The sequence below is a fragment of the Nocardia sp. A7 genome (assembly GCF_046549215.1).
Classification (GTDB): Bacteria; Actinomycetota; Actinomycetes; order Mycobacteriales; family Mycobacteriaceae; genus Nocardia.
In genome coordinates this window covers 734,355-757,002 of record NZ_JAJPWE010000004.1, presented here as the reverse complement: position 1 = coordinate 757,002, position 22,648 = coordinate 734,355, and the positions used below count along the sequence as shown (strand labels likewise).

General features: G+C 67.5%; 23 protein-coding genes. 16 read left to right on the top strand and 7 right to left on the bottom strand.

What is annotated here, in order from left to right; all coding sequences use genetic code 11:
• The first annotated feature begins 68 nt into the window (after positions 1 to 68).
• Genes ACLJPD_RS25510 through ACLJPD_RS25485 form a run of 6 tightly spaced genes read left to right on the top strand, consistent with a single transcriptional unit; the run spans position 69 to position 6,049 of the window.
• A complete protein-coding gene (locus ACLJPD_RS25510) occupies positions 69 to 1,415 on the top strand; it encodes a PTS transporter subunit EIIC (protein WP_410875403.1) in 1,347 nt (448 codons plus the stop codon).
• A 4-nt stretch (positions 1,416 to 1,419) separates the two neighbouring features.
• Positions 1,420 to 1,683, top strand: a complete 264-nt coding sequence (locus ACLJPD_RS25505; protein ID WP_410875402.1) for an HPr family phosphocarrier protein — start codon at positions 1,420 to 1,422, stop codon at positions 1,681 to 1,683.
• Positions 1,683 to 3,347 carry a phosphoenolpyruvate--protein phosphotransferase gene (gene ptsP / locus ACLJPD_RS25500; RefSeq protein ID WP_410875401.1) on the top strand — a complete coding sequence of 555 codons (1,665 nt, stop codon included), beginning with the start codon at positions 1,683 to 1,685 and terminating at the stop codon, positions 3,345 to 3,347. Before ACLJPD_RS25505 ends, ptsP begins: the two co-directional genes overlap by 1 nt.
• Complete coding sequence (locus ACLJPD_RS25495) at positions 3,344 to 4,516, top strand: N-acetylglucosamine-6-phosphate deacetylase (RefSeq protein WP_410875399.1); 1,173 nt, start codon at positions 3,344 to 3,346, stop codon at positions 4,514 to 4,516. Before ptsP ends, ACLJPD_RS25495 begins: the two co-directional genes overlap by 4 nt.
• Positions 4,516 to 5,295, top strand: a complete 780-nt coding sequence (gene nagB / locus ACLJPD_RS25490; protein ID WP_410875398.1) for a glucosamine-6-phosphate deaminase — start codon at positions 4,516 to 4,518, stop codon at positions 5,293 to 5,295. Before ACLJPD_RS25495 ends, nagB begins: the two co-directional genes overlap by 1 nt.
• 1 nt (position 5,296) lies before the next feature.
• The gene (locus ACLJPD_RS25485) at positions 5,297 to 6,049 is read left to right on the top strand and encodes a copper homeostasis protein CutC (protein ID WP_410875396.1); all 753 of its coding nucleotides are present in this window, start codon (positions 5,297 to 5,299) and stop codon (positions 6,047 to 6,049) included.
• Positions 6,050 to 6,132: 83 nt separating this feature from the next.
• Here ACLJPD_RS25485 and ACLJPD_RS25480 read toward each other — a convergent pair whose 3' ends face one another.
• Together ACLJPD_RS25480 and ACLJPD_RS25475 are read right to left on the bottom strand one after the other, a co-directional pair.
• On the bottom strand, positions 6,133 to 6,789 hold the full coding sequence (locus ACLJPD_RS25480; RefSeq protein WP_410875394.1) for an HD domain-containing protein: 657 nt from the start codon (positions 6,787 to 6,789) through the stop codon (positions 6,133 to 6,135).
• A gap of 73 nt (positions 6,790 to 6,862) precedes the next feature.
• On the bottom strand, positions 6,863 to 7,531 hold the full coding sequence (locus tag ACLJPD_RS25475) for a class I SAM-dependent methyltransferase (protein ID WP_410875392.1): 669 nt from the start codon (positions 7,529 to 7,531) through the stop codon (positions 6,863 to 6,865).
• Positions 7,532 to 7,630: 99 nt separating this feature from the next.
• Between ACLJPD_RS25475 and ACLJPD_RS25470 the strand changes: the two genes are divergently transcribed.
• Positions 7,631 to 8,209 (top strand): TetR/AcrR family transcriptional regulator, encoded by a 579-nt coding sequence (locus ACLJPD_RS25470; RefSeq protein ID WP_410875391.1) that lies wholly within the window; start codon positions 7,631 to 7,633, stop codon positions 8,207 to 8,209.
• Here ACLJPD_RS25470 and ACLJPD_RS25465 read toward each other — a convergent pair.
• Positions 8,145 to 8,447, bottom strand: a complete 303-nt coding sequence (locus ACLJPD_RS25465; protein ID WP_410875389.1) for a hypothetical protein — start codon at positions 8,445 to 8,447, stop codon at positions 8,145 to 8,147. The two genes, ACLJPD_RS25470 and ACLJPD_RS25465, sit on opposite strands and share 65 nt — an antisense overlap.
• A 107-nt stretch (positions 8,448 to 8,554) precedes the next feature.
• Between ACLJPD_RS25465 and ACLJPD_RS25460 the strand changes: the two genes are divergently transcribed.
• From ACLJPD_RS25460 to ACLJPD_RS25450, 3 genes are all read left to right on the top strand, one after another.
• Positions 8,555 to 9,499, top strand: a complete 945-nt coding sequence (locus ACLJPD_RS25460; protein WP_410875388.1) for an NAD(P)H-dependent flavin oxidoreductase — start codon at positions 8,555 to 8,557, stop codon at positions 9,497 to 9,499.
• A 66-nt stretch (positions 9,500 to 9,565) separates the two neighbouring features.
• Complete coding sequence (locus tag ACLJPD_RS25455) at positions 9,566 to 10,120, top strand: TetR/AcrR family transcriptional regulator (RefSeq protein ID WP_410875386.1); 555 nt, start codon at positions 9,566 to 9,568, stop codon at positions 10,118 to 10,120.
• 69 nt (positions 10,121 to 10,189) lie between these two features.
• Positions 10,190 to 11,896: an alpha/beta fold hydrolase gene (locus ACLJPD_RS25450; protein WP_410875384.1), complete on the top strand. Its 1,707-nt coding sequence runs from the start codon at positions 10,190 to 10,192 to the stop codon at positions 11,894 to 11,896.
• A gap of 21 nt (positions 11,897 to 11,917) precedes the next feature.
• On the opposite strand, the gene ACLJPD_RS25445 is transcribed toward ACLJPD_RS25450, so the two are convergent.
• Together ACLJPD_RS25445 and ACLJPD_RS25440 are read right to left on the bottom strand one after the other, a co-directional pair.
• Positions 11,918 to 13,558 carry a CocE/NonD family hydrolase gene (locus ACLJPD_RS25445; protein WP_410875383.1) on the bottom strand — a complete coding sequence of 547 codons (1,641 nt, stop codon included), beginning with the start codon at positions 13,556 to 13,558 and terminating at the stop codon, positions 11,918 to 11,920.
• 63 nt (positions 13,559 to 13,621) lie between these two features.
• Positions 13,622 to 14,527 (bottom strand): SDR family NAD(P)-dependent oxidoreductase, encoded by a 906-nt coding sequence (locus ACLJPD_RS25440; protein ID WP_410875381.1) that lies wholly within the window; start codon positions 14,525 to 14,527, stop codon positions 13,622 to 13,624.
• A 44-nt stretch (positions 14,528 to 14,571) separates the two neighbouring features.
• Between ACLJPD_RS25440 and ACLJPD_RS25435 the strand changes: the two genes are divergently transcribed.
• The 3 genes from ACLJPD_RS25435 (at position 14,572) to ACLJPD_RS25425 (ending at position 17,104) form a co-directional block, all read left to right on the top strand.
• Complete coding sequence (locus tag ACLJPD_RS25435; RefSeq protein WP_410875379.1) at positions 14,572 to 15,189, top strand: TetR family transcriptional regulator; 618 nt, start codon at positions 14,572 to 14,574, stop codon at positions 15,187 to 15,189.
• A gap of 17 nt (positions 15,190 to 15,206) precedes the next feature.
• The gene (locus ACLJPD_RS25430; RefSeq protein WP_410875377.1) at positions 15,207 to 15,671 is read left to right on the top strand and encodes a polyketide cyclase; all 465 of its coding nucleotides are present in this window, start codon (positions 15,207 to 15,209) and stop codon (positions 15,669 to 15,671) included.
• A 221-nt stretch (positions 15,672 to 15,892) separates the two neighbouring features.
• Complete coding sequence (locus ACLJPD_RS25425; RefSeq protein WP_410875376.1) at positions 15,893 to 17,104, top strand: lipase family protein; 1,212 nt, start codon at positions 15,893 to 15,895, stop codon at positions 17,102 to 17,104.
• A 188-nt stretch (positions 17,105 to 17,292) separates the two neighbouring features.
• Here the strand turns inward: ACLJPD_RS25425 and glnA are convergent, their stop codons facing one another.
• Positions 17,293 to 18,729 (bottom strand): type I glutamate--ammonia ligase, encoded by a 1,437-nt coding sequence (gene glnA, locus ACLJPD_RS25420; protein WP_410875375.1) that lies wholly within the window; start codon positions 18,727 to 18,729, stop codon positions 17,293 to 17,295.
• A gap of 287 nt (positions 18,730 to 19,016) precedes the next feature.
• Here glnA and ACLJPD_RS25415 point away from each other — a divergent pair, with 287 nt between their 5' ends.
• Positions 19,017 to 19,472 carry an RDD family protein gene (locus tag ACLJPD_RS25415; RefSeq protein WP_410875374.1) on the top strand — a complete coding sequence of 152 codons (456 nt, stop codon included), beginning with the start codon at positions 19,017 to 19,019 and terminating at the stop codon, positions 19,470 to 19,472.
• Positions 19,473 to 19,527: 55 nt separating this feature from the next.
• Here the strand turns inward: ACLJPD_RS25415 and ACLJPD_RS25410 are convergent, their stop codons facing one another.
• On the bottom strand, positions 19,528 to 20,271 hold the full coding sequence (locus tag ACLJPD_RS25410) for a DUF4191 domain-containing protein (protein WP_410875372.1): 744 nt from the start codon (positions 20,269 to 20,271) through the stop codon (positions 19,528 to 19,530).
• Between the two features lie 120 nt (positions 20,272 to 20,391).
• Here ACLJPD_RS25410 and ACLJPD_RS25405 point away from each other — a divergent pair, with 120 nt between their 5' ends.
• Entirely contained in the window at positions 20,392 to 21,810 is a 1,419-nt protein-coding gene (locus tag ACLJPD_RS25405) for a M20/M25/M40 family metallo-hydrolase (protein ID WP_410875370.1), read from the top strand.
• A complete protein-coding gene (locus ACLJPD_RS25400; RefSeq protein ID WP_410875368.1) occupies positions 21,807 to 22,643 on the top strand; it encodes an alpha/beta hydrolase in 837 nt (278 codons plus the stop codon). The genes ACLJPD_RS25405 and ACLJPD_RS25400 overlap by 4 nt, the downstream gene beginning before the upstream one ends.
• Positions 22,644 to 22,648 lie beyond the last annotated feature (5 nt).

Below are 22,648 nucleotides of genomic sequence, written 5' to 3'. Positions count from 1 at the left end.
CCGGATCGGCGGGCAAGCCGGTCCTCCCCCGCCGAGACCGCCGGGAACCCGGCACGAAGAAGGTCGACATGACTGCCGTTACCGACACCCCTAAACAAGAATCGAAGGTGTTCGCGGGATTGCAGCGCCTCGGTCGCAGCCTCATGCTGCCGATCGCGGTGCTCCCCGCGGCGGGCATCCTGCTGCGCGTCGGCCAGGACGATCTCCTCGGCCGCTTCTCCGCGCTGGAGAGCACCGCTTCGGTGATCTCGGCGGCCGGGCAGGCCGTTTTCACCTGGCTGCCGTTGATCTTCGCCGTCGGTATCGCGATCGGCTGGGCGAAGAAGGCCGATGGGTCGACAGCGCTGGCCGCGGTGGTCGGCTACATGGTGATCAACGGCGTGTTCGAGGCGATGTCGCCGATCGTGCTCGAAGGCAAAACCGACCCGAAGGGCGCGCAGGCGCTGATCAACTACGGCGTCCTCGCCGGCATCGTGATGGGTTTGCTGTCGGCGATCCTGTGGCAGCGGTTCTATCGCACGAAGCTGCCCGACTACCTCGGCTTCTTCAACGGCAGGCGGCTGGTGCCGATCCTGACCGCGTTCACCGGCCTGATCGTCGGTGTCGGCATGGCGTTCCTGTACCCGGCCTTCAACTCGGCGCTCACCTGGGTGGGTGAGACCGTCGCGGACAACTCGGTCGTCGGTGGCGGCATCTATGGCGTAGCCAACCGTCTGCTCATCCCAACCGGGCTGCACCACATCCTGAACTCCACGGTCTGGTTCCTCGTCGGTGACTACACCGATGCCTCCGGCCAGCTCGTGCGCGGCGACCTCAACCGCTTCTTCGCCGGTGACCCGAGCGCGGGCACGTTCATGACGGGCTTCTTCCCGATCATGATGTTCGCGCTGCCCGCTGCCGCGCTCGCCATCTGGCGCAATGCGCGCCCGTCGCAGAAGAAGCTGGTCGGCGGCATCATGCTCTCGACCGGTCTGACCGCGTTCGTCACCGGCATCACCGAACCGCTGGAGTTCTCGTTCATGTTCGTGGCGTGGCCGCTGTATGTGGTGCACGCGCTCTTGACGGGTACGTCGATGGCGCTGGTGAACGCGCTCGGCATCCATGACGGATTCACGTTCTCGGCGGGTGCGATCGACTATGTGTTGAACTTCGGCAAGGCGACCGACGCGTGGATGTTGATCCCGATCGGACTCGGCTACGCGGTGATCTACTACGTGCTGTTCAGCTTCGTGATCAAGAAGTGGAACCTGCGGACACCGGGTCGCGAGACGGAAACCGATGTCGAGGCCGGCGTGCCCGACGCGGCCGTGGTCGAAGCGCAGACTGCCGCGACAGCCACGGGCGATACTCGAACCGATGCACCATCGGTCGCCGAAGTCGAAACGAAGCTGGACAAGAAACTGGAAGGTGAGTGAGACCATGAGCACCCGCACCGTCATCGTCGGATCCGAGGTGGGGCTGCACGCGCGGCCCGCCGCGAAACTCACCAAGGCTGTGCAGGACACGGGGGTGCCGGTGCGGATTTCGCTGGGAGGTGGCGAACCGGTCGACGCGGCCAGCGTGCTCGCGGTGATGACACTGGGCGCGGGCCACGGGGCCGAGGTGACCCTGCACGCCGAGGGTGCCGACGCTGTCCTCGACCAGTTGGCGGCACTGATCGCCACGGATCTGGATGCCGCCTGATGCCGGAACAGGTGATCCGGGGTCTCGGGGTGAGCCCGGGTGTGGTGTGCGCGCCGTGGTTGCGGTTCGGATCGCAGCTCGAGACCTCGGCGCAGGATCCGGTCGGCGGCTCGGTCACCGAGGAACTGGCGCGGGTCAAGGATGCGCTCGGTGGCGTGTCCGACGAGATGCAGGCCAGGGCCGCGCGCGTGAGTGGTGTTGCGGCGGAGATTCTTTCGATGTCGGCGACGATGGCCCGTGATCCGGGCATCGTCGCCGCCACCGAGAAGGAACTCGAGGCCGGGATGCCGACGGCGCACGCGGTGCACCTGGCGTTCGAGGGGTTCTGCGCGAAGCTGGAAGCCCTCGGCGGGTACATGGCCGAGCGGGCGACCGATCTGCGCGATATCGGCGGGCGGGCCGTCGCGGTGCTGCTCGGGTTGCCGATGCCGGGTATTCCGGAGCCGGGGTATCCGTTCGTGCTGGTCGCGCGCGATCTCGCGCCCGCCGATACGGCGATGCTGGGTGACAGTGACGTGGTCGGGCTGCTGACCACCGAGGGCGGGCCGACCAGCCACACCGCGATTCTCGCGAAGTCCCTCGCCTTGCCCGCGGTGGTGAACTGTCCCGATACCGATCGGCTCGTCGATGGCGCGCCGGTGCTGCTCGACGGCACGACCGGTGAGGTCGTGATCGATCCGAGCCCTGCACATCAGCAGGCCGCGCTCGAGCAGGCAGCGGCGGACAAGGCGCGCATCGCGGCGGCCAGTGGTCCGGGGCATACCGCCGATGGGACGCCGGTGCAGCTGCTGGTGAATATCGGCACCGTCGATGACGCAGTGAAGGCGGGATCGATCGACAGTGAGGGTGTGGGGCTGTTCCGCACCGAATTCATGTATCTCGGGAAGGCGGCCGAACCGTCGCTGGATGCGCAGACTGCCTCGTACACAGCCGTTCTCGAACAGTTCGCCGGGCGACGGGTCGTGGTGCGGACCCTCGATGCCGGGTCGGACAAGCCGCTGCCGTTTCTCGATCTCGGTACCGAGGAGAATCCGGCGCTCGGTGTGCGCGGGTTGCGGATCGGCACGGTGTTTCCGGAGACGCTGTCCACCCAGCTCACCGCGCTCGCCCGGGCAGGCGAGGCGACCGGGGCCGATCTGTGGGTGATGGCGCCGATGGTGGCCACTGCCGACGAAGCAGCCGGGTTCGCCGCGCTGGCAAGGGAATCCGGGTTGACGAAGGTCGGGGCGATGATCGAGATCCCGGCGGCCGCGCTGCGTGCCGCCGATCTGCTCGCGCATCTCGACTTCGTCAGCATCGGGACCAACGATCTGAGCCAGTACACGTGTGCGGTGGATCGGATGGCGGGCGGGCTCGCGCAGCTGCTCGATCCGTGGCAGCCCGCCGTATTGGATCTGATCGCGATGGTCGGTGCGGCCGGTGCGGCGGCGGGCAAGTCTGTCGGGGTATGTGGTGAGGCGGCATCGGATCCGACGTTGGCGCCGGTGCTGATAGGGCTCGGTGTGACGAGTTTGTCGATGTCGGTGCCCGCCTTGCCCGCGGTGCGGGCGGCGTTGGCCGCGGTGGATGTGCAGCGGTGCCAGGATGCGGCGGATGCCGCGTGTGCTGCCCGGAATCCGCAGGTGGCGCGTGAGGTTGTCGCGGCGATCATCGGGCGGTCGTGAAAAGGGTTGTTGTGCGCGGCCGACTCGTCGGGACGGCCGAAGGTGAGATCGCGGACGGGGTCGTCGAATTCGATGACGGCCGGATCACCTGGGTCGGTGCTGTCGCGAATCATCCTGATCCCGAACGTCTTCCGGCTCCCAGCGATGATCTGGTGCTGCCGGGGTTGATCGATCTGCACTGTCACGGTGGGGCCGGGTTCGGGTTTCCCAATGCTGATGGGCAGGGCGCCCGGGTGGCGGCGGCGCATCATCGGAGTCAGGGCACCACCGGGTTGATGGGGAGTCTGGTGTCGGATCAGCCGGAGGTGCTGGTCGAGCAGGCGGCCGTGCTGGCTGATCTTGTCGAGGACGGGGCACTGCTCGGGGTACACCTCGAGGGGCCGTTCATCAATGCGAGCCGGTGTGGGGCACAGGATCCCGCGGCGATCATTCCCGGCGACCCCGCGTTGTTCGAACGGATCTACGCGGCGGCGCGCGGCACTGTGCGGTCGATGACGCTGGCGCCCGAGACCGCGCATTTCGATGAGCTGCTGGCCGCGATGCGTCGTCATGATGTGCTGCCGAGCCTCGGGCACACCGACGCCGACGCCGCGACCACCGCGGCGCGCATCGCCGAAGCGCGTGGTGGGCCGATCACCGCTACCCACCTGTTCAACGGGATGCCCGCACTGCATCACCGCTCCCCCGGTCCTGTCGCCGCGTGCCTGGCTGCGGCCGGGCGGGGCGAGATGGTGGTCGAATTGATCGCCGACGGTGTGCATGTGTCGCCCGGGGCAGTGGTGATGGTGTTCGATACCGTCGGGGCGGATCAGATCGCGCTGGTGTCCGATGCGATGGCGGCGGCGGGCATGAGCGACGGCGCCTACCGGCTGGGCGCGCTCGACGTTCAGGTGCACGACGGTGTCGCCCGGCTCGCGACCGACGACGGTTCACCCGGAGCGATCGCCGGCGGCACAGCTCGACTCGTCGATGTGCTGCGCTGGACCGTTCGGAAAGCCGGGGTGCCTCTGTCGGACGCGGTCATCGCCGCGACCCGTACCCCTGCTCGTGTGCTCGGTCTCGCGGGCGAACGCGGCAGTCTCACCGTCGGTGCGCGTGCCGACATTCTCGTCACCGACCAGTCATTGCAGCCGCGGCGGGTGTTCGTCGCCGGAACGGAAGGTATCTGATGGAAATCGTGATCCGGGCTGACGAAAACGAGGTGGCGAGCACGGTCGCCGATATCGTCGGCCGGTACGTGAAGGGCGGCAACGCGATCCTCGGCTTGGCGACCGGATCGTCGCCGCTCGGCAGCTATCAGGAGCTGGCGCGCCGGTACAGCGAGGGTGAGCTGGACTTCTCCACCGCGAGCGCTTTTCTGCTCGACGAGTACGTCGGATTGCCGAAAGACCATCCGCAGTCGTATTTTTCGGTGATCCGGTCGGAGTTCGTCGACCATGTGAACCTGGATCCCGCGCGGGTGCTGAGCCCGAACGGGGAAGCGGGTGATGTCGCGGGTGAGGGTCGGCGGTACGACGCGGCCATCGCCGCGGCGGGTGGCGTCGATGTGCAACTGCTGGGGATCGGCACCGACGGGCATATCGGGTTCAACGAGCCAGGTTCGGCGCTGACCTCGCGCACGCGGGTGAAGACGCTCACCGAGCAGACGCGCAAGGACAACGCGCGCTTTTTCGACGGACCGGAAGACGTGCCGCATCACGTGCTCACCCAGGGGCTCGGGACCATCAACGAGGCCGGGCACCTGGTGATGATCGCGCTCGGTGCAGGCAAGGCGGATGCGATCGCCGCCGCTGCCGAAGGACCGTTGTCGGCGTTCTGCCCTGCCTCGGTCATGCAGTGGCATCGCCATGTCACGGTGGTGATCGATGAGGCGGCGGCTAGCAAGTTGAAGTTGGCGGACTATTACAAGTACGCGCTGGCGAACAAGCCTGCCTGGCAGTCGTTCTGAGGTGACCGCGCTCGAGTTCGCGGTGCAGGACGTGGCGGGCGCGCTCGGTGCTCGCGGCGTCGGGGCGGATCGGGTGGAATTGTGTGCGGCGCTGGGCAGTACGGGTGGGCTGACGCCGAGTATCGGGACGATCGAGGCTGTGGTCGGGACGGGAATTCCCGTCCACGTGCTGATCCGGTGCCGGGCAGGCGGTTTCGTGTACGCCGACGCCGAGGAGCTCGCGGTGATGAATGCTGATGCGCGCGCGGCGGTTTCGGCGGGCGTGCGCGGGTTGGTGGTCGGTGCGCTCACCCCCGACCACCGGGTCGACGTCGAGGGGCTACGCCGTGTTCTCGACGGTGTCGATGTTGATGACATAGAGCTGACCTTTCATCGTGGGATAGATCAGATCCGCGACCGCGAGGCCGCTCTGGACACGTTGATCGCCGGTGGCATGACCCGTGTGCTCACCTCTGGTGGGGCGGCTACCTGCGCCGAGGGAGTTGATGAACTCGCCTCGATGGTCGAGCACGCGGCAGGGCGCATCCAGATCATGGCGGGTGGCGGAGTCACCGTCGGTGACATCGCGGCACTACAGCGGGTCGGCGTAGACGCGATCCATCTCTCGGCCCGACGCGTCATTGCCGACGACGGCGGACCCGGTGGCGGCGGTACATCCGGTCATGAGCAGCTCGACGAGGAACTCGCGGCCGCCGCAGCCGCTCGGTTGCTCGCCACGGGCGGGCCAACGACCCCGGGACGACCACCGGCCTGAATCACGCTGCTCGAACACGCAGTGCGACGCGGGCGTGCTCGTCACCGGTCGGCGGCTACGCAGCCACCCGTCATCTACTCGGATCAGGCGCGCTCGGCCAGAATCAACTCTGCTTCGCCGGGGTCGCAGTCGAATGCCGCTTGTACTGCGGCGACTGCCTTTTCGTGTTCGCCTGCCGCTACCAGCTGATCGATGTCGGCCCACTGTTCGGCGGGCGGGGCTATCGAGAGATCGAGGCGACGGTCGAGACGCTCCCACATTCTGGCCACGATCGGGTCGTCGGCGAGCAGGCCGCCGAGGTGGGCTTTGAAGGTGGGGTGTTCGGTGCGGTACATGCCCATCCAGCTGCTGCCGAGCGGGCTGGCCTCGGCATTGGCGGTGCGGTCGGCGAGCTTGAGGATCACGGCCCGGGGATGGGCGGCGATCTTGGTGTAGGCGTTCTGGTTTCGCGCCTTGCGGTCGGGGCCGATGCCGGTGACCGCCCACACCAGATCGAGAACCGGACGGCCGAAACGGGTTTCGACTTCGTCCGCGGTGACCGGGGTGTCTTCGACGACGTCATGGAGCCAGGCGGCGAGGGCGAGTTCACCGCCGTAGCCGAAATCGTCGAGAACACCGCGAACCGCCGCGAGATGGGTGCCGTAGGGATGTTCGCCGTAGCGTTGGTCGCCGTGTGCCGCGAGGGCGAACTCGCGCGCCTCGATTTCCCGCCGCTCGAACGCCTGCTGATCGAACTCCATGCCGCACCCCCGTGCTCGATTGGTGATCGTGTCGAAATCGACCCTAGCCGAGGGCGCCGACAGGTTCCGGGGATCAGTGGTGGGCGACCGGTTTCACCGCGGTCAGGATGCCGGTCTGGTCGCGGCTCTGGGTGTAGGTGAGCTCGGTGAAGCCGACCGACTGGACCTGATCGGTGTAGTTGCGGATGTCGGCGTCGGCGAACGGGTCACCACCGCGCCCGAGGAACGGCGAGAGCACCGCCCGCATCCGGCGCGAGGGCGACGCGTCGGCGAGCAGGAGTCGTCCGCCCGGCCGCAGCACGCGCCACATTTCGGCGATCGCGGCGTCACGCTGCGACTCGGGGATGTGATGCATGACGAAAGTACAGGTGACAACATCGAATTCGGCCTCGGACAGGGGCAGCGACTGTGCCGGGCCGACCACGTAGCGATGGTGGGCGGCGCGATCACGGCCGCTGTTGTCGGCGACCGCCGTGGCCGAGGGATCGATACCGACAGCGGCGCCGGTCGGGCCGGTCGCCGCACCGAGCGCGCGCACGAGTTTGCCTGGGCCGCAGCCGATATCGAGCGCGTGTTCGCCTGTTCGCGCACCGGAGAGCGTGACGAATTCGGCGAGCAGGCGACGGTGCCTGCCGAGGAAGAACACCGAGGTGAACAGGTTGTAGCGGCGCAGGCCCGCGATGACGAGACCGGTCTCGGCGTGGTCGACGAACATGGGGGTGAGAAGCTGATTTCGGGACATGAGTTCATGGTCGGGCGTCGCCGGACACGTCACCAGGAGCAGAATCGCCGGAGGTGTCCGTTATCGAACAGATCCGGGGAAACCGTGCAGGAGGAAGCGATGGCCGAGCACCCTGATCGCCGGGTTCGACGCACCAGGGACACGCTGCACAGGGCGTTGATCGAGCTGATGATCGAACGCGGCTACGACAAGGTGACCGTCAGCGACATCATCGGCCGCGCCGATGTGGGGCGGTCCACCTTCTACGCGCACTACCGCGACAAGGACGACTTGCTGCTGGTGAGCTGCACCGAATTCCTGCGCCGCGAGATCATCCGCACGACCACGCCCGGCTCCCCGCTCGCACCGCTGCGGGTGATGTTCCATCTGGCCGCGCAGTATCCCGAGGTGTATCGCCCACTGATCGGGCCGAAGGCAACCGCCACCGTAGTGCGCGCCTACCGGCAGGGTGTCGCCGAGTTGGTCGGTGAACTCCTCGGTGAGCAGCCGACGGGCACGATCGAATTCCTCTCGTGGGGGCTGCTCGGCGTGCTGGGTACGGTGATCGAATCGCCGGTGCCGACGCCGCCCGCACTGGCGTGGCAGCGGTTCGAGACGCTCGCGCTGTACGGGCTCAGTGGATCCGGCGGCGCAGGTCCGGCCACGGCGGGCGACGCAGAATCGCCAGTGCCGCGATGACTGCGGTGAGCAGGCCGATCCATTCACCGAGTTGAGCGATGCGGTTGGCGTCCATCGCGGGTGTCCAGTGCGCGCGCCCCTCGTGGACGACGAACAACCCGACCGGACGAGGGTGCCGCAGCAGACCACCAGCGCGCGAGACGGTGATGACGGTCGCGCCGTCGGCTGTCTCGATCGGCTCGCCGAACACCGTCGGCGGCTCGGCCACCATCTGCTCGAGGCGATCTCTGATCGTCATCGCAATCCTGTCTCGTCACGGGGCAGTGTCGTCGAAGATACGCGCACCGAGCGGCCTCCGTCGGCTGTCATGATGACAGTGTCCAAGCTGAGGCGAAAGGTGCACCGATGCCGGAGTGGTCCTTGTCGACACCGTGGTCTCGATCCATGGGACTGCGGGTGCCGGTGGTGAACGCGCCGATGGGCGGTGCGGCGGGTGGACGGCTCGCGGCCGCGGTGAGCGCGGCAGGCGGGCTCGGGATGATCGGGATGGGTAGCGCAGGGTCGGTGGTGGCCTTGCGGCGTGAGCTGGCCGTCGCCGGCGCACCGGGTGGAATCGGGCTCGTCGACTGGGTTCGCGACCGCGAAACCGGCCTGCTCGAGGCCGCGCTCGCCGCACGTCCCCGGATCATCTCGGTCAGCTTCGGTACCGATTTCTCGTGGGTATCGCAGGTGCACGCGGCGGGAATCCTCGCCGTCACCCAGGTGTACGACGTCCCCGGCGCACACCGTGCGCAGGACGCCGGCATCGACATCGTCGTGGCGCGCGGCAGCGAAGGTGGTGGTCACGGGGCCGACCGGCTGGGCTTGCTACCGCTGCTCGACGCCGTCCTCGATATCGCGACCGTGCCGGTCCTGGCCGCAGGCGGTATCGGCTCCGGGCGCACACTCGCGGCCGTGCTGGCGGCGGGTGCGGCGGGCGCCTGGCTCGGAACCTGCCTGGCCGCTGCCGAGGAATCACTGCTGCCCGAATCCGCCCGGCTGGCGATGCTGGCCGCCGACTCCAGCAGCACCACCGTCACCACGGCTTTCGACGAGGCGCTCGATCTGCCATGGCCGCCGATCTATCCGGCGCGTGTGCTGCGCAACGAGTTCACCGATCCGTGGTCCCGCGGTGAGAGCCGACCCGACGCCGAACAGCTTCGTGCGGCGATTGCCGGGGACGACCCCCGGCTCGCGCCCGTGGATGCGGGTCAGAGCGTCGGTTCGGTGACGCATATCGAGCCTGCTGCGGCCGTTGTCGAGCAACTGTGCGCGGGCGCGGCCGAGCTTCTGACATCACGTCACGAGTAGGGCTCACGACAGCCGACCGCACGATCGACGGTTGCGGAAATATGTAGATCGGTCTAGTTTTAGGCGGTGGGCAAAAAGGGAGCCGAAACGCGGTGCAAGCTGATCAAGGCGACGCGGTCGCTGATCGAGTCACACGGGTATTTCGGCGCCGGGCTCAACCAGATCGTGCAGGAGAGCGGGGCGCCACGCGGGTCGCTGTACTTCCACTTCCCCGGCGGCAAGGACGAATTGGTCGCCGCGGCGCTCGCTGAGAGCGGTACCTCTATCGCCTCGATCATCCGCACGATCGAAGCGACGGACGCGCGGGATTTCGCGCGAAAGATGGTGAACCTGTTGGGCGATCAACTCGAAGCGTCGAACTGGACCATCGGATGTCCGGTGGCGGCTGTCGCGTTGGATACCGCTTCAACCAATGATGCTGTGCAGCAAGCATGTTCGGCGACCTATCAACTCTGGGAAGCGGCGATCCGGGAACGGCTGATCGGATTCGGTCACCCCGAACCCGAACGGATCACCACGGTCGCGCTCGCCCTGATCGAAGGCGGGCTGGTGCTGGCACGGACCCACCGCTCCCGCCAACCGCTTCAGCACCTCGCCGACACCATCGACGTCCTGGTCTGAGCGCCCCCATCTGGACTCTCGACTCATCACCACAAAATATGTAAATCGGTCTACTGAAAGTAGGACACCATGGCACACACCGACTCGGTCGTCTTCGGCGCCGCCGGATTCATCGGCCGCGCGCTGGTCGCCGAACTGCTCCGGACTGGGCATACCGTCACCGCCGCGCTGCGTGCGGGCAGTCAGGATCGACTGCGGACCTGGCTAGACGAGCAGGGAGTCGACGCCGCCGGCCTGACCATCACCACCACCGATATCGGCGAACCGGATCTCGCACTGGGCGACACAGTCGAGGGGGTGCGGGATGTGTACAACGCGGCCGCGTTGATGAAGTTCGGACTGGACGAGGAGGTGGCGCGCCGGGTCAATCTCGACGGGGCGATGCACGTGCTGGAATGGGCTGCGCGGCAACCGGATCTGCGACGCATCGTGCACATCACCGGCTATCGCGCCGCCGAGGGCGAGGGCAAGCAGGACTACGGCAAAGGCGCGTACGAGGCGTCGAAGGTCGAGGCCGATCTCCTGCTGCGGCGCATCGCGGCCGAGCGGGAGATCCCGCTGACCATGGCGAATCCTTCCGGGGTGCTCGGGCCCGGCCAGTATTTCGGGCTCTCCGACATCATCGACAACCTCTGGCAGCGGCGGTTGCCCGCACTGCCGGGCTCGGCCGATACCTTCGTTCCGGTCGTGGATCTCGACTACGTGGCCCGGTTCATCGTCGGGCTGCCCACGCAACCCGACACAATCGGCAAGTCGTATCCGTTGCTGGATGCCGCGACTCCCGTACTGCCCGAACTGATTCGGCTCGTCGCCGATCATCTGAACGTGCCTGCCCCACGCTTCACGCTGCCGACCGGATTGGTGCGTCGACTGCCGCGGGCGTTGACCGACGCCGATCCCGAAGCACTGTCCTTCCTCAGCAGCGATCGGTACGACACCAGCGACAGCGATATCGTCGCGCGGCGCCTCGGTGTCAGCCATCCGCCGGTCAGCGAACTGCTGCGCACCTACGCCGACGGCATCGTCGCCAGCCGCAACGGCACCGTCACTCCCCCACCGCAATCCGGCTTCCGCAACGGCACGTGGCTGATCGGTGAGCGAGCCGAGCCGGAATATGTTCTTTTGCACGGGATTCCGCTCGACAGCGACTCCTGGACCGACGTGGTGCGGGAATTGGATGCCCCCGCACTGGCGGCTGACCTCCCCGGGCTCGGGCGCTCCGCGGCTTCTTCACGGTCGGCCGGGGACTGGATGGAGGAGTTGATGGCGCCGGTGCGAACTCGGCCGGTCGTCGTCGGCCACTCGCTGGGTGCGTGGGCGGCCGTCGAATTCGCGCTCCGCCATCCTGATCGAGTGTCTCGGCTCGTGCTCATCGCACCCGCGTTCCTGCAGCGGCCGCCCTCCCGACTCACGGGTTCGGCCATCGCCGCTGGGGTCGTCAAGCGGATGTCCGACACGGCATTGGCTGCGCGACTGGGCATTCCCGAAGGGCCTGCCATCAGCTCCGCGGTGGCGAACCTTCGGCGGCCCGGCGTCGCGCAGCGCACCTGGGCGGCATTGCGCGCAGCGGGTGCCTCACGAGACGAACTGGCCGCCAAGCTGGCCCGAGTCACTGTTCCGGTCGACATCATCGTCGGTTCGGACGATCCGCTGATCGAGCCGACCGACCGGCCTGTCACGACGATCGCCGACACCGGGCACTACCCACAGCTGACCCATCCCGGTCTGGTCGCGCGCGCGCTGCAAGGCGAACAGGTCTCCACCGCAACGCAATAACGGGACGAGCGGCTCCCTCTTCTACGGCAGTTCGATGCGCAGCGCGGGATCGTTCAACATCTCCTGCGGGAGTGTGATGGTTTCCTCGGTTCGCCACCTCGCGTGCCAGATAGGTACGCCGCCAGGCAGATTCAGCTCTCGCGGTGTGGTGAGCAGGGGTAGATCCAGGCGGGCCGAGGTGACGGTGACGGCGGCGTTCGTCGGCGTGTGCGACCACACGTCGTCGACCGCGTTGGTGATTCGGACGCCGAGTCGGTGGCCGGTGGCCAGCCGGGCGTCTTGCCAGAGCAGCCGGATCTCGGATTCGGGGCGAACGGGGGCGATGCCGCGGGTGATGACGGTGGCGCGGCCGTCGGGGGCGATGTCGTAAAGCTCCAGTGCGACAGTCGCTTCGGGCGGGCCGGACAGAGTCAGGGCGGCGGTGGCTCGGCCTGCCAGGTGCGCGGGCTCGGATACCGGGGCCGAGATCGACCAGATTTCCCGGTCCGCACCTGGCAACAGCGAGCGATCGTTGTAGGAGCCGGTACGCAGCGGAACCGCCGCGCGGCGGGAATCGGAAGGTGGCCAGGCGGTTTCGCTGCGCCAACCGCCGTCGAACTGGCCGACGGTCACCGGCGGCCCCGGCACCTCGACATCGGCGCCGGCCACGTGCTTGTCCAGGAATGCGTAGAGCTCCGAGGCGAATTGGGGTGTGCCGCACTTCTCGCGGCAGTCCGAGTGGCCCCACTGGCCGAACCAGGCGCGGTGTTCGCCGGGGCCCCTGGCTTCCCATGCCTCGATGATGCGGTCGGCTCGGGTGTTGGAGTCGAGGAAGCTCTGGCCGAGGAACATCGGGGTGGTGTTGCCGCGGACGGCATCGACCATGTCGCGCTCGCGCCAGTCCGGGTTGGCGGCGTTGTGGTCGGTGGTCAGGGCGAGGTAGCGGGCGGCGCAGTCCTGGGTCATCTGGGTCGCGTTGGCCTTGTACTCGTCGCCGTCGTCCGGGTGGCCGGGGGTCGAAGCGATGGCCAGGTGTTCCGCGCCTGCGGTGTCGGCGGGGCGAATACCATCCTCGGTCAACGGTTTTCCACCGAACTTCCACGCCGTGCCCTGCATGTAGAGGTAGGAGTACGGGTCGACGACCGGTTCGAACGCCGCCACGGCCGCCAGCCCCTTCGGCTTCGCGGCCAGCGCCATCATCCCGGTCCACCCCTCATAGGAGGTCCCGACCACCCCGACCCGCCCCGTCGACCACGGCCTGCTCGCCGCCCACTCCACCGCCGCCGCCACATCCGACCGCTCCCCCGGGCCACCGAAATCCGGGCACCCGTTGGACCCACCGAACCCGCGCAGATCAACGATCACATACGTGTATCCCGCCCGCAGCGCCCACTCGACCGGCAGGTTGTCGGTCGACGGCCCACCACCAGGACGAGGCTGGGACAGGTACGCCAGATGCGCCCGATACGGACTGGCCGTCAGCAGCACCGGAGTCCGCGCGTCGTCGGCAACGCCCGGTGGACGGAGAACATCGGCATGCAGGCGGGTCCCGTCGGGCGCGGTGAAATACTCCTGCGTCCACGTGTACGCCACATTCACCGGCTCAGCCGTCGCCGGCACCGCCATCCCGAGCACCAACGCCACACCGGCCACGGCCCGCGCCACCACCACACCCAATCGCACCCCCGGACTATTGCCGGTCCCCGCCCCGCCGTCCAGCCCCGATTATCCGGGGCGTGTCACCGATCATCGGCTTGCTCGCGCATCCAACTCGGCGAGCAACTCCACACTGTCTCGATAGAGAGCCTGCTGCGCCGGTTCGTCATAGGACGCCACCGAGGAGCGGACCGGAGTGCGACGCACCAGATATTGACCGGTGATCCCCTCGCGTTCGGGGGTCGCGACCAGCCAGGCGAGGTCCGCGCCGGAGCCGCGCGGCGTACGAACACCGGGGAGGACGACAAGGGCGCGGGCGATCGTCTTCCAGGCCAGCTGCTGGAAACTGCTTGCGTCCCTAGCCAATCCGGTTCCAGGCATCAGGCCTGGGTCGAACGCGTTCACCATGATGTCGCGCGGAGCCAGCTCGCGGGCGAGGTGGTAGGCGGTCTGCAGGTTCGCCAACTTCGAGGTGGTGTAGCGGCGGCGGGCGTCACGCTGCGCGGATTCGGTCGGCGGCGGGTAGGCCAGTTCGCGTGCGGTGGCGTGCAGTGGGTGCGGCATGCCGGTGAACTGGTCGGGGTCGTGAGTCCCCGAGGACACCATGACGACTCGCGCGGGCGCGGTGAAGTGATCGAGCAGGTCGAGGATGAGGCCGAGGTGACCGAGATGGTTGGTGGCGAAAGTCGCCTCCAGGCCGTCCACGGTGCGGGTCCGACGGGTGAACTGCACACCGGCGTTGCAGACCAGGCCGAACAGCGGTGGTAGGTCGGCGGCGACGAGTTCGTCGACGAACGCACCGACCGACGGACGCGAGGACAGATCGAGGGCCATGCCGTGCGCGCCGATCTCCGCGGCCAAGTTCTGAGTTCGCGTCGCGTCTCGACCGGTGATCACCACCGTGTTGCGCGGGTCGAGCGCGAGGTTCTTGGCGCATTCGTAGCCGAGCCCACTCGTACCGCCGGTGACCACGATTGTTCTGTCACTTGATGTCATATGGCACAGTCTGCCACATTGGGTCGCCATGCGACACTGTCTCGATGTCGCTGCGGGATCTCAAACGGGAACGGACCAGGCAGTCCATCGTCGACACCGCGTTCCGCCTGTTCGCCGAACGAGGCTTCGACGGCGTCACCGTCGCCGAGATCGCGGCGGCCGCGGAAGTCGGCACCCGCACCCTGCACCGCTACTTCACCAGCAAAGAAGAGCTGGTCTTCCCCGAAGACGACGACCTGCGTGCTGACCTGATCCGTCTCCTCGCCGAACGCCCCGACGGCGAACACCCCGAAACCACCCTCGCCGTCGTCATCACCCCGCTGGTCAGCCGGTTCGGCGGCGAACAACTCACCAAAGCGCGCACCCGCGACGCCCTGATCACCGAGTCCCCCGCCCTGCGCGCCCGCGATCTGGCCAAACAAGCTGCCGTAGAACAACTCATCGAGCAGCACCTGGCCAGCCGACTCGGCGTCTGCGTCGATACCGATGTCCGCCCGGCACTCTGGGCGAAAATCGGCATGGCCTGCTTCTTCTCGGCGTACCGCGTCTGGCTCAACCGAGGCGGCGACCTCGCCCGACATCTGGGCGACGCCCGAGCGGCCTTGGCCGAAACCCTGCCCCTCCACGTTGACGCCGACGCACGTGGTCCGCGTCGGCGCTGAGTGTGCGAGGGTGGGGTATGACGGTAGAACGGTTCGAGGTCCAGCGGCATGTCTCCGCGTCACCCGCAGAAATCTTCACGCTGCTGTGCTCCCCCGAAGGGCATGTGGCGATCGACAGTTCGGGCATGCTGCAATCGGCGGAGGGTAAGCCCGTCACCGGCGTCGGCGACGAGTTCATCGTGCACATGGATCGCGAGTCGCTCAACGACCTGCCGATGGGCAAATACGATGTGACCGTGATCATCACCGAATTCGAGCAGGACAAGCAGCTCGAATGGACGATCTCGGGCGCCATCAAGCCGCCGATCGAGCACCTCTACGGCTATCGCCTCGAGCCAAGCGACACCGGCACCCTGGTCACCTCGTACTACGACTGGAGCAAGATCGCGCCCCGCTACCGCGAGGCGGCCATCTTCCCGATCATTCCCGAGTCGGCACTGCGAGCCACCCTCGGCATCCTCGCCCGCACCGTCCAGCGATAGTTCCCAGCAGTCGTCGCAGGCAGCCGCGATCTTCGTCGTCAGTTCGGGTATCCATCCCGATCGGGGGATGTACTCTCACTGCCTTCAGGGGAATTCGCGGGAGGCGGTCCCCTCCGGGGAGGGAAGTCCGCCTGATGGGCAGTGTCGTATCAGCCTGTGGTGCAACGTGTTCAGCGGTCAAGCGCGGTCAGCTGCGCTCGGTTGTGATCGTAGTGTCGGCCGTGTTGTGCTTTGTCGGAACTCCCATAGCGATCGGTAGTGCGGATCCGCTGCCGACTCCGCGGAACGACCCGTTCTACACCCCGGGATCAGGCTGGGACTCGCAGGCGCCGGGCACCATCCTGAATTCGCGACCCGTCGAGGTGGCGTCGCTGGGGCCGCAGGCGCAGGACGCCGATGCCTGGCAGTTGCTGTATCGAACGACCGACACCGCCGGCCACCCCATGGCGACCGTGACGACGGTGCTGCGCCCACGAACCGGGCAGGTCAAAGGATTGATCAGCTATCAGGCTGCCACTGATGCCTCGGCCCCACAGTGCGCTCCCTCGTTCGCGCTCCGGCAAGGAGCGCCTGACAAGTACGACGCCTCTCTGGATTTCATTCAGATCGACCAGATGTTGTCGTCCGGTCATGCGATTTCGGTACCCGACTGGCAGGGGCCGAAAGGGTCGATGCTCACCCCGGAACAGCCGGGTTACGCCGTGCTCGACGGAGTGCGCGCGGCCGAGGGTTTCGCGCCGCTCGGCCTGTCCGGCACCGATACTCCGGTCGCTGCGATGGGCTACTCCGGCGGGTCGTTCGGCACCAGTTGGGCCGCGCAGGTTCACCCGGCCTACGCTCCCGAAATACGACTGGTCGGTGTTGCCATGGGTGGTTGGACGGCACCCATCGGCCGCTACCTGGAGTCGCTCGATTCCGGTCCGTTCTCCGGTTTCCTGCCGTCGCTCCTGCCGGGCATGATGCGCGCCGATCCACGTCTGGCGGCGGCTTTCGACAAATATCTGACGCCTGCCGGCCAAGCCCTGATGGCTGCGGGTGACAGCAAATGCTTGACGCCGAACATGGCTCAGCACGCGTTCCTGCGCATGGACGACTATCTGACGATCCCTTTTTCGCAACTGCTCGAGCAGGTACAGGCGTCGTTGGCCGACTTGGACTTCGGCCCCGAGGCGCCGACCGCGCCGCTGTTCCTCTACAACGCCGTGCACGACGAGATCGTCAACATCGCAAGGGTCGACCAGGCGGTGGCACAGTGGTGCGCATCGGGAGCGCAGATCACCTATACGCGGGACCAACTGAGCGAGCACGTCAGTCTCGCGATCAGTGCGACTCCCGCGGTTCTGCGTTGGATCGATGAGCGCCTGGCGGGGCAGGCCGCGCCAGGCGGTTGCTCGAGGCACACGGTGCCGTCCATGTCGCTCGGTGGCGCATAGGCGCGTTCCGTCCGAGCTCTACGGAAAGGGCACCCGCCGAACACACGTCACCACCTGGGGCCGGATACAGACGAGTCCACCCGCCGAGTGATCACGTCTGTGATCACCGAACGGGTGGACTCGACACCGTTTACTGCGTACCACTGCCTACCGAACGGGCCGATCAGGTCCGTTCGCGCAGGTCAGGATCACACGTCGTAGTAGAGCTCGAACTCGTACGGGTGCGGGCGCAGGTTGACCGGGGCGATCTCGTTGTCGCGCTTGAGCTGGATCCAGGTCTCGATGAGGTCAGGCGTGAAGACGTTGCCCTCGGTGAGGTAGTCGTGGTCCGACTCGAGGCGATCGATGACCGTGGCCAGGCTGGTGGGGGCCTGGGGGATGTTCTTGGCCTCCTCCGGCGGGAGCTCGTAGAGGTCCTTGTCCACGGGGGCCATCGGCTCGATCTTGTTCTTGATGCCGTCCAGGCCCGCCATCATCATGGCGGCGAAGGCCAGGTACGGGTTGCCCGAGGAGTCAGGCGCGCGGAACTCGATGCGCTTGGCCTTCGGGTTGTTGCCGGTGACCGGGATACGCACGGCAGCCGAGCGGTTGCGCTGCGAGTACACCAGGTTGATGGGGGCTTCGTAGCCCGGCACCAGACGGTGGTACGAGTTCACGGTCGGGTTGGTGAACGCCAGCAGCGACGGGGCGTGGTGCAGGATGCCGCCGATGTAGTGACGCGCCAGATCCGAGAGGCCACCGTAGCCGGCCTCGTCGTGGAACAGCGGCTTGCCGTCCCTCCACAGCGACTGGTGCACGTGCATGCCCGAGCCGTTGTCACCGAAGAGCGGCTTCGGCATGAAGGTGACCGACTTGCCTGCCTTCCACGCGGTGTTCTTCACGATGTACTTGAACAGCTGCAGGTCGTCCGCCGCCGAGAGCAGCGTGCCGAACTTGTAGTTGATCTCGGCCTGACCAGCGGTGCCGACCTCGTGGTGGCCACGCTCGAGCTCGAAGCCCGCGTTCTGCAGGTTGGTCGAGATCTCGTCGCGCAGGTCGACGTAGTGGTCGTACGGTGCGACGGGGAAGTAGCCACCCTTGTTGCGGACCTTGTAGCCGAGGTTGCGGCTGCCGTCCGGGTTGAACTCCTTGCCGGTGTTCCACGAACCCGAGACGGACTCGATCTCGTAGAACGAGCCGTTCATCTCCGAGCCGTAGCGAACGCCGTCGAAGATGTAGAACTCGGCCTCGGCACCGAAGAACGCGGTGTCGGCGATGCCGGTCGAACGCAGGTACTCCTCCGCCTTGCGCGCGATGTTGCGCGGGTCGCGGGAGTAGGCCTCACGGGTGAACGGGTCGTGCACGAAGAAGTTCATGTTGAGCGTCTTCGCGGCACGGAACGGGTCGATCCGGGCGGTGCTGAAGTCGGGGAGCAGGAGCATGTCCGACTCGTCGATCGACTGGAAGCCGCGCACCGAGGAGCCGTCGAACGCCAGGCCCTCTTCCGCGAGGTCGGCGGTGAACGCCTTGGCCGGGATCGAGAAGTGCTGCTGGACGCCGGGCAGGTCGGAGAAGCGGATATCGACGTAGGCGATGTCCTCTTCCTTGATGTACTGAATGACCTCTTCGGCCGTGCTGAACGTCACTTGCTCTCCTTACGAATCGGTTCCCAGCCAGTCGCGATGCTGGCCCTTTCGAACGACCTGCGCGCAGTCGCCACGAAGGGGTTCGTCGCGACCTGACGCTAAGGACGCGGTGTTTCCCAACAGTCAAGGCTGTGTTTCGCCAGTGTTACGCGAACCAGATGGCTGGTGATGTCTGCCATCCGGGCGCGACCTTCAGGCTAATCCTGCCATCCGCGCGATCCCGCGCTGACGTGACCTCCATTAATGCGGTCGTCGGCGACCGATCGCGCGCCTCTATCCTGGGAGCCATGGCGCGTATTACCGGCACATGGCTCTCCGGCTCCCCGGGCGAACCCGGCGACTCGGACATCTCCGGCTACCCCGGTGAGCTGTACGGGCTGCCGCGCGAGGGTGCGGGATCACTGGCACCGACGTGGCGCCGGGTGGTCGCGCTGTTCATCGACTGGTTCATCGCGGTCGGGATCGCGGCGGTGATCACCCGCAGTTTCGTGTCGTCGTCGGTGCCGCTGCTGGTGTGGTTCGTGGTCGGCGTGGCCGCGGTGACGCTGTTCGGATTCACCCCCGGCCAGTACTTCATGAAGCTGCGGGTGCTGCGCATCGACGCACCGGTGGCGGTGGGGTTCGTGCGCGCGCTGGCCCGACAGGCGCTGCTGGTGTTCGTGGTGCCCGCGTTGTTCACCGATGCCGACGGGCGCGGCATGCACGACCGGGCGACCGGGACGTCCCTAGTCAACGCCCGCTGAACGCCGCGAGCCCGCCACCTGCGATCAGGGGACGGGCTCGTGGTGGTAGTGCGGATCAGCGGCGACGGATCGCGCGCTGCATGCCTTTCATCTTCGCGCCGGGGGGCATCGGGCCCTTCGGCATCGCGGGACCGCTGCGCGAGCTCAGGGCCGAGAGCCTGCCCTCGATCTGGTCGATCCGCTTGACGTCGATGTTGCGCGGCAGCTTGGTGAGGTGTTTCTGCAGCTCCTTGAGGGGAGTCTGGCCTTCCTCGTTGCCGACGATCACTTCGTAGATGGGGGTGTCACCGACCAGCCGGGCGGTGCGCTTCTTCTCCTGCGCGATGAGCGACTTGACGCGCTGCGGGGAACCCTCGGCGACGAAGATCACCCCGGGCAGGCCGATGACGCGGTGCACGGCGTCGAGCTGGGTGGTCGCGGCGACGCCGTTGGCGACCCGCCACTTGCCCTGCAAGTTCTCCAGCACCCACGCCGCGGCGCCCGCCTGACCCTCGGCCTTGCGGTACACGTTCTTCTGCACGCGGCGCCCGAACAGGATGAATGCCAGCAGCACACCCAGCAGCAGACCCAGCGGCAGCAGGAACCACTGCATGTCGAAGATCAGCCCGATGAGGAAGAAGATCACCGTGGTGCCGACCAGTGCGCCGATCATCAGCGGCAGCAGCGCCTTGTCTTCCTTGCGCTGCATGTTGAACGCCTGCCACAACTGCTGACGACGCTCGCGTGATGCCTGCTTACGGGCCGCTTTAGCCGCGGCCCTGGCTTCCTTCGACGGCTTGCCGCCCTTGCCTCCTGCCATGGTGCCAGCTTAGATGGCGCGCCGTCAGGCCGTCAGACCGCATCACACCGCGCCACGATCCCGGCGTTTCGCCGCGCCTTCCGCGGGCGAACGGCGTCAGCACGGGCCACAATGGCGCAGGTGCGCCCGATCACCGAGAAGCCTGCCCTGTCCCCCGTCACCGAGGGCGTCGACGACGAGGTCGCCCGGCGCCTGGCTGTCGCGTTGCAGTGCGTGACGGTGTCGACCGAAGACCCCGCGCACACCGCCGACGCGGAGTTCGCCCGCTTGGCCGCCCACCTGGAGACGGCGTTCCCCCGCGTGCACTCCGAGCTGACCTTGACGAGCTTCGGCCACAGCAGGCTCTACCGCTGGGACGGCGCCGAGCCGGACGCGGTGTCGGCGATCCTGCTCGCTCACCTGGATGTGGTCCCGGTCGACGACGCGCAACGCTGGACCCATCCGCCGTTCGCCGGTGTCGTCGACGACGAATTCATCTGGGGCCGTGGAGCGATCGACGACAAGAGCCGCGTGCTCGCCGTGCTGGAGGCGGTCGAGTGGGCACTGGAGGCCGGAATTCGCCCGCGCCACACCATGTTCCTCGCCTTCGGTCACGACGAAGAGGTCTTCGGTGACAGCGGCGCGGTGCGGATGGCGCAGCACCTGCGCGAGCAGGACGTGCGCGCGGAACTGCTGCTCGACGAGGGCGGGGTGATCACCGAGGGCGTCGCCGACGGGGTGGACCGGCCGGTGGCCAGCATCATGCTCGGCGAGAAAGGCTATGCGACGGTGCGGCTTTCGGTCGCCGAGACCGGTGGACATTCCTCGATGCCCGGCAAGCAGACCGCGGTGGGCCGGTTGGCGCGCGCGGTGGCGCGGGTGCAGGATCATCCGATGCCACTGCGGCTGACGCCGGTGATCAGCGACATGCTCGCCCGCATGCGCGAAGCGCTGCCCGAACCGCGACGCACACTGCTCGGACTCACCGACTCGCGCGGGCTGGCGAAACTGGCCGAACCCCTCGTCGCCCGGATCATGGCGGCGGGCCCGACCACCGAGGCTCTCGTCCGCACCACCACCGCGCCGACAGTGATCAGCGGCGGCGTGAAGGCCAATGTGCTCCCGCAGAGCGCTGAGGCGCTGGTGAATTTCCGTATCCTGCCCGGTGATTCGGTGGCGGCGGTGCTCGCGCACTGCGCGAAGGTGATCCGCGATATCGGCGTGGCGATCGACCTCGTCGGACCCACATCGGAGCCCTCGCGGTTCACCGATCCGGGCCCGGCTTTCGACATGGTCGCCGAGCTGGCCTCGAGCGTGGTGCCCGGGATCGTCACCACCACCGGCATCGTGCCCGGCGCGACCGATTCCCGCCACTACGACGGCCTGGCGGCGACCCGCTGCAACTTCGCGCCGATCGTGGTGACCCCGGCGGATCTGGAACGGATCCACGGAACAGACGAACGGATCTCGCGACTCAACTACGCTCGGCTGATCGAGTTCAACCGGCGTCTCATCGAGCGGCTCGCCGCGGCGCCCGACACCACAGGAGCGCCACGATGACGACCGACACCGGCGAGTTCGCGGGCCACGGCGGCAAGATCGCCTGGCGCGCCTGGCAACCCGAGTCCGCACCGCGCGCGGTGGTGGCGCTGGTGCACGGCGTCGCAGAACACTCGGGCCGTTACGAGCACGTCGGCGCCGCCTTGGTCGACGCCGGCTTCGCGGTCTACGCACTCGACCACATCGGGCACGGTTTGTCCGAAGGCGCGGCGGCCAATATCGATTCGATGCAGGGCGCCGCCGACAATGTCGCGACCCTGCTCGATGTCGCCGGGGCCGCCCACCCCGGTGTCCCTCGGTTCCTGCTCGGCCATTCGATGGGCAGCCTGGTGGTTCTGCACCTGGCGACCCGCGGGCCGGTCGACGTGGCGGGCATCGTGGTGTCCGCACCGCCCCTCGACATCCCGCTCGGCAACGCGATCCAGCGCCTCGCCGCTCCCCTGCTCACCCGGTTCGCGCCGAATCTCGGTGTGCTGACACTGGATTCGTCCACGATCAGCCGCGACCCCGAGGTGGTTCGCGCCTACGACGACGACCCGCTGGTCTTCCGCGGCAAGCTGCCCGCACGCACAGCGGTGGAGATCCTGGAGCACACCGCGCTGGTGAAACGGCGCCTCGGCGCGCTCACCGCGCCGCTGCTGGTGCTGCACGGCACCGCCGATGCCATCGCGTCACCGTCGAGCGCCGATCTGCTCGAAAGCGACGCGGGCTCGGTCGACCTGACGGTGCTGCGCTACCCGGGGCTCTACCACGAGGTGTTCAACGAGCCCGAGCGAGCGCAGGTGCTCGGCGATGTCACCGAATGGCTGACGGCACATGTTACCGGTCAGTAAGTTCT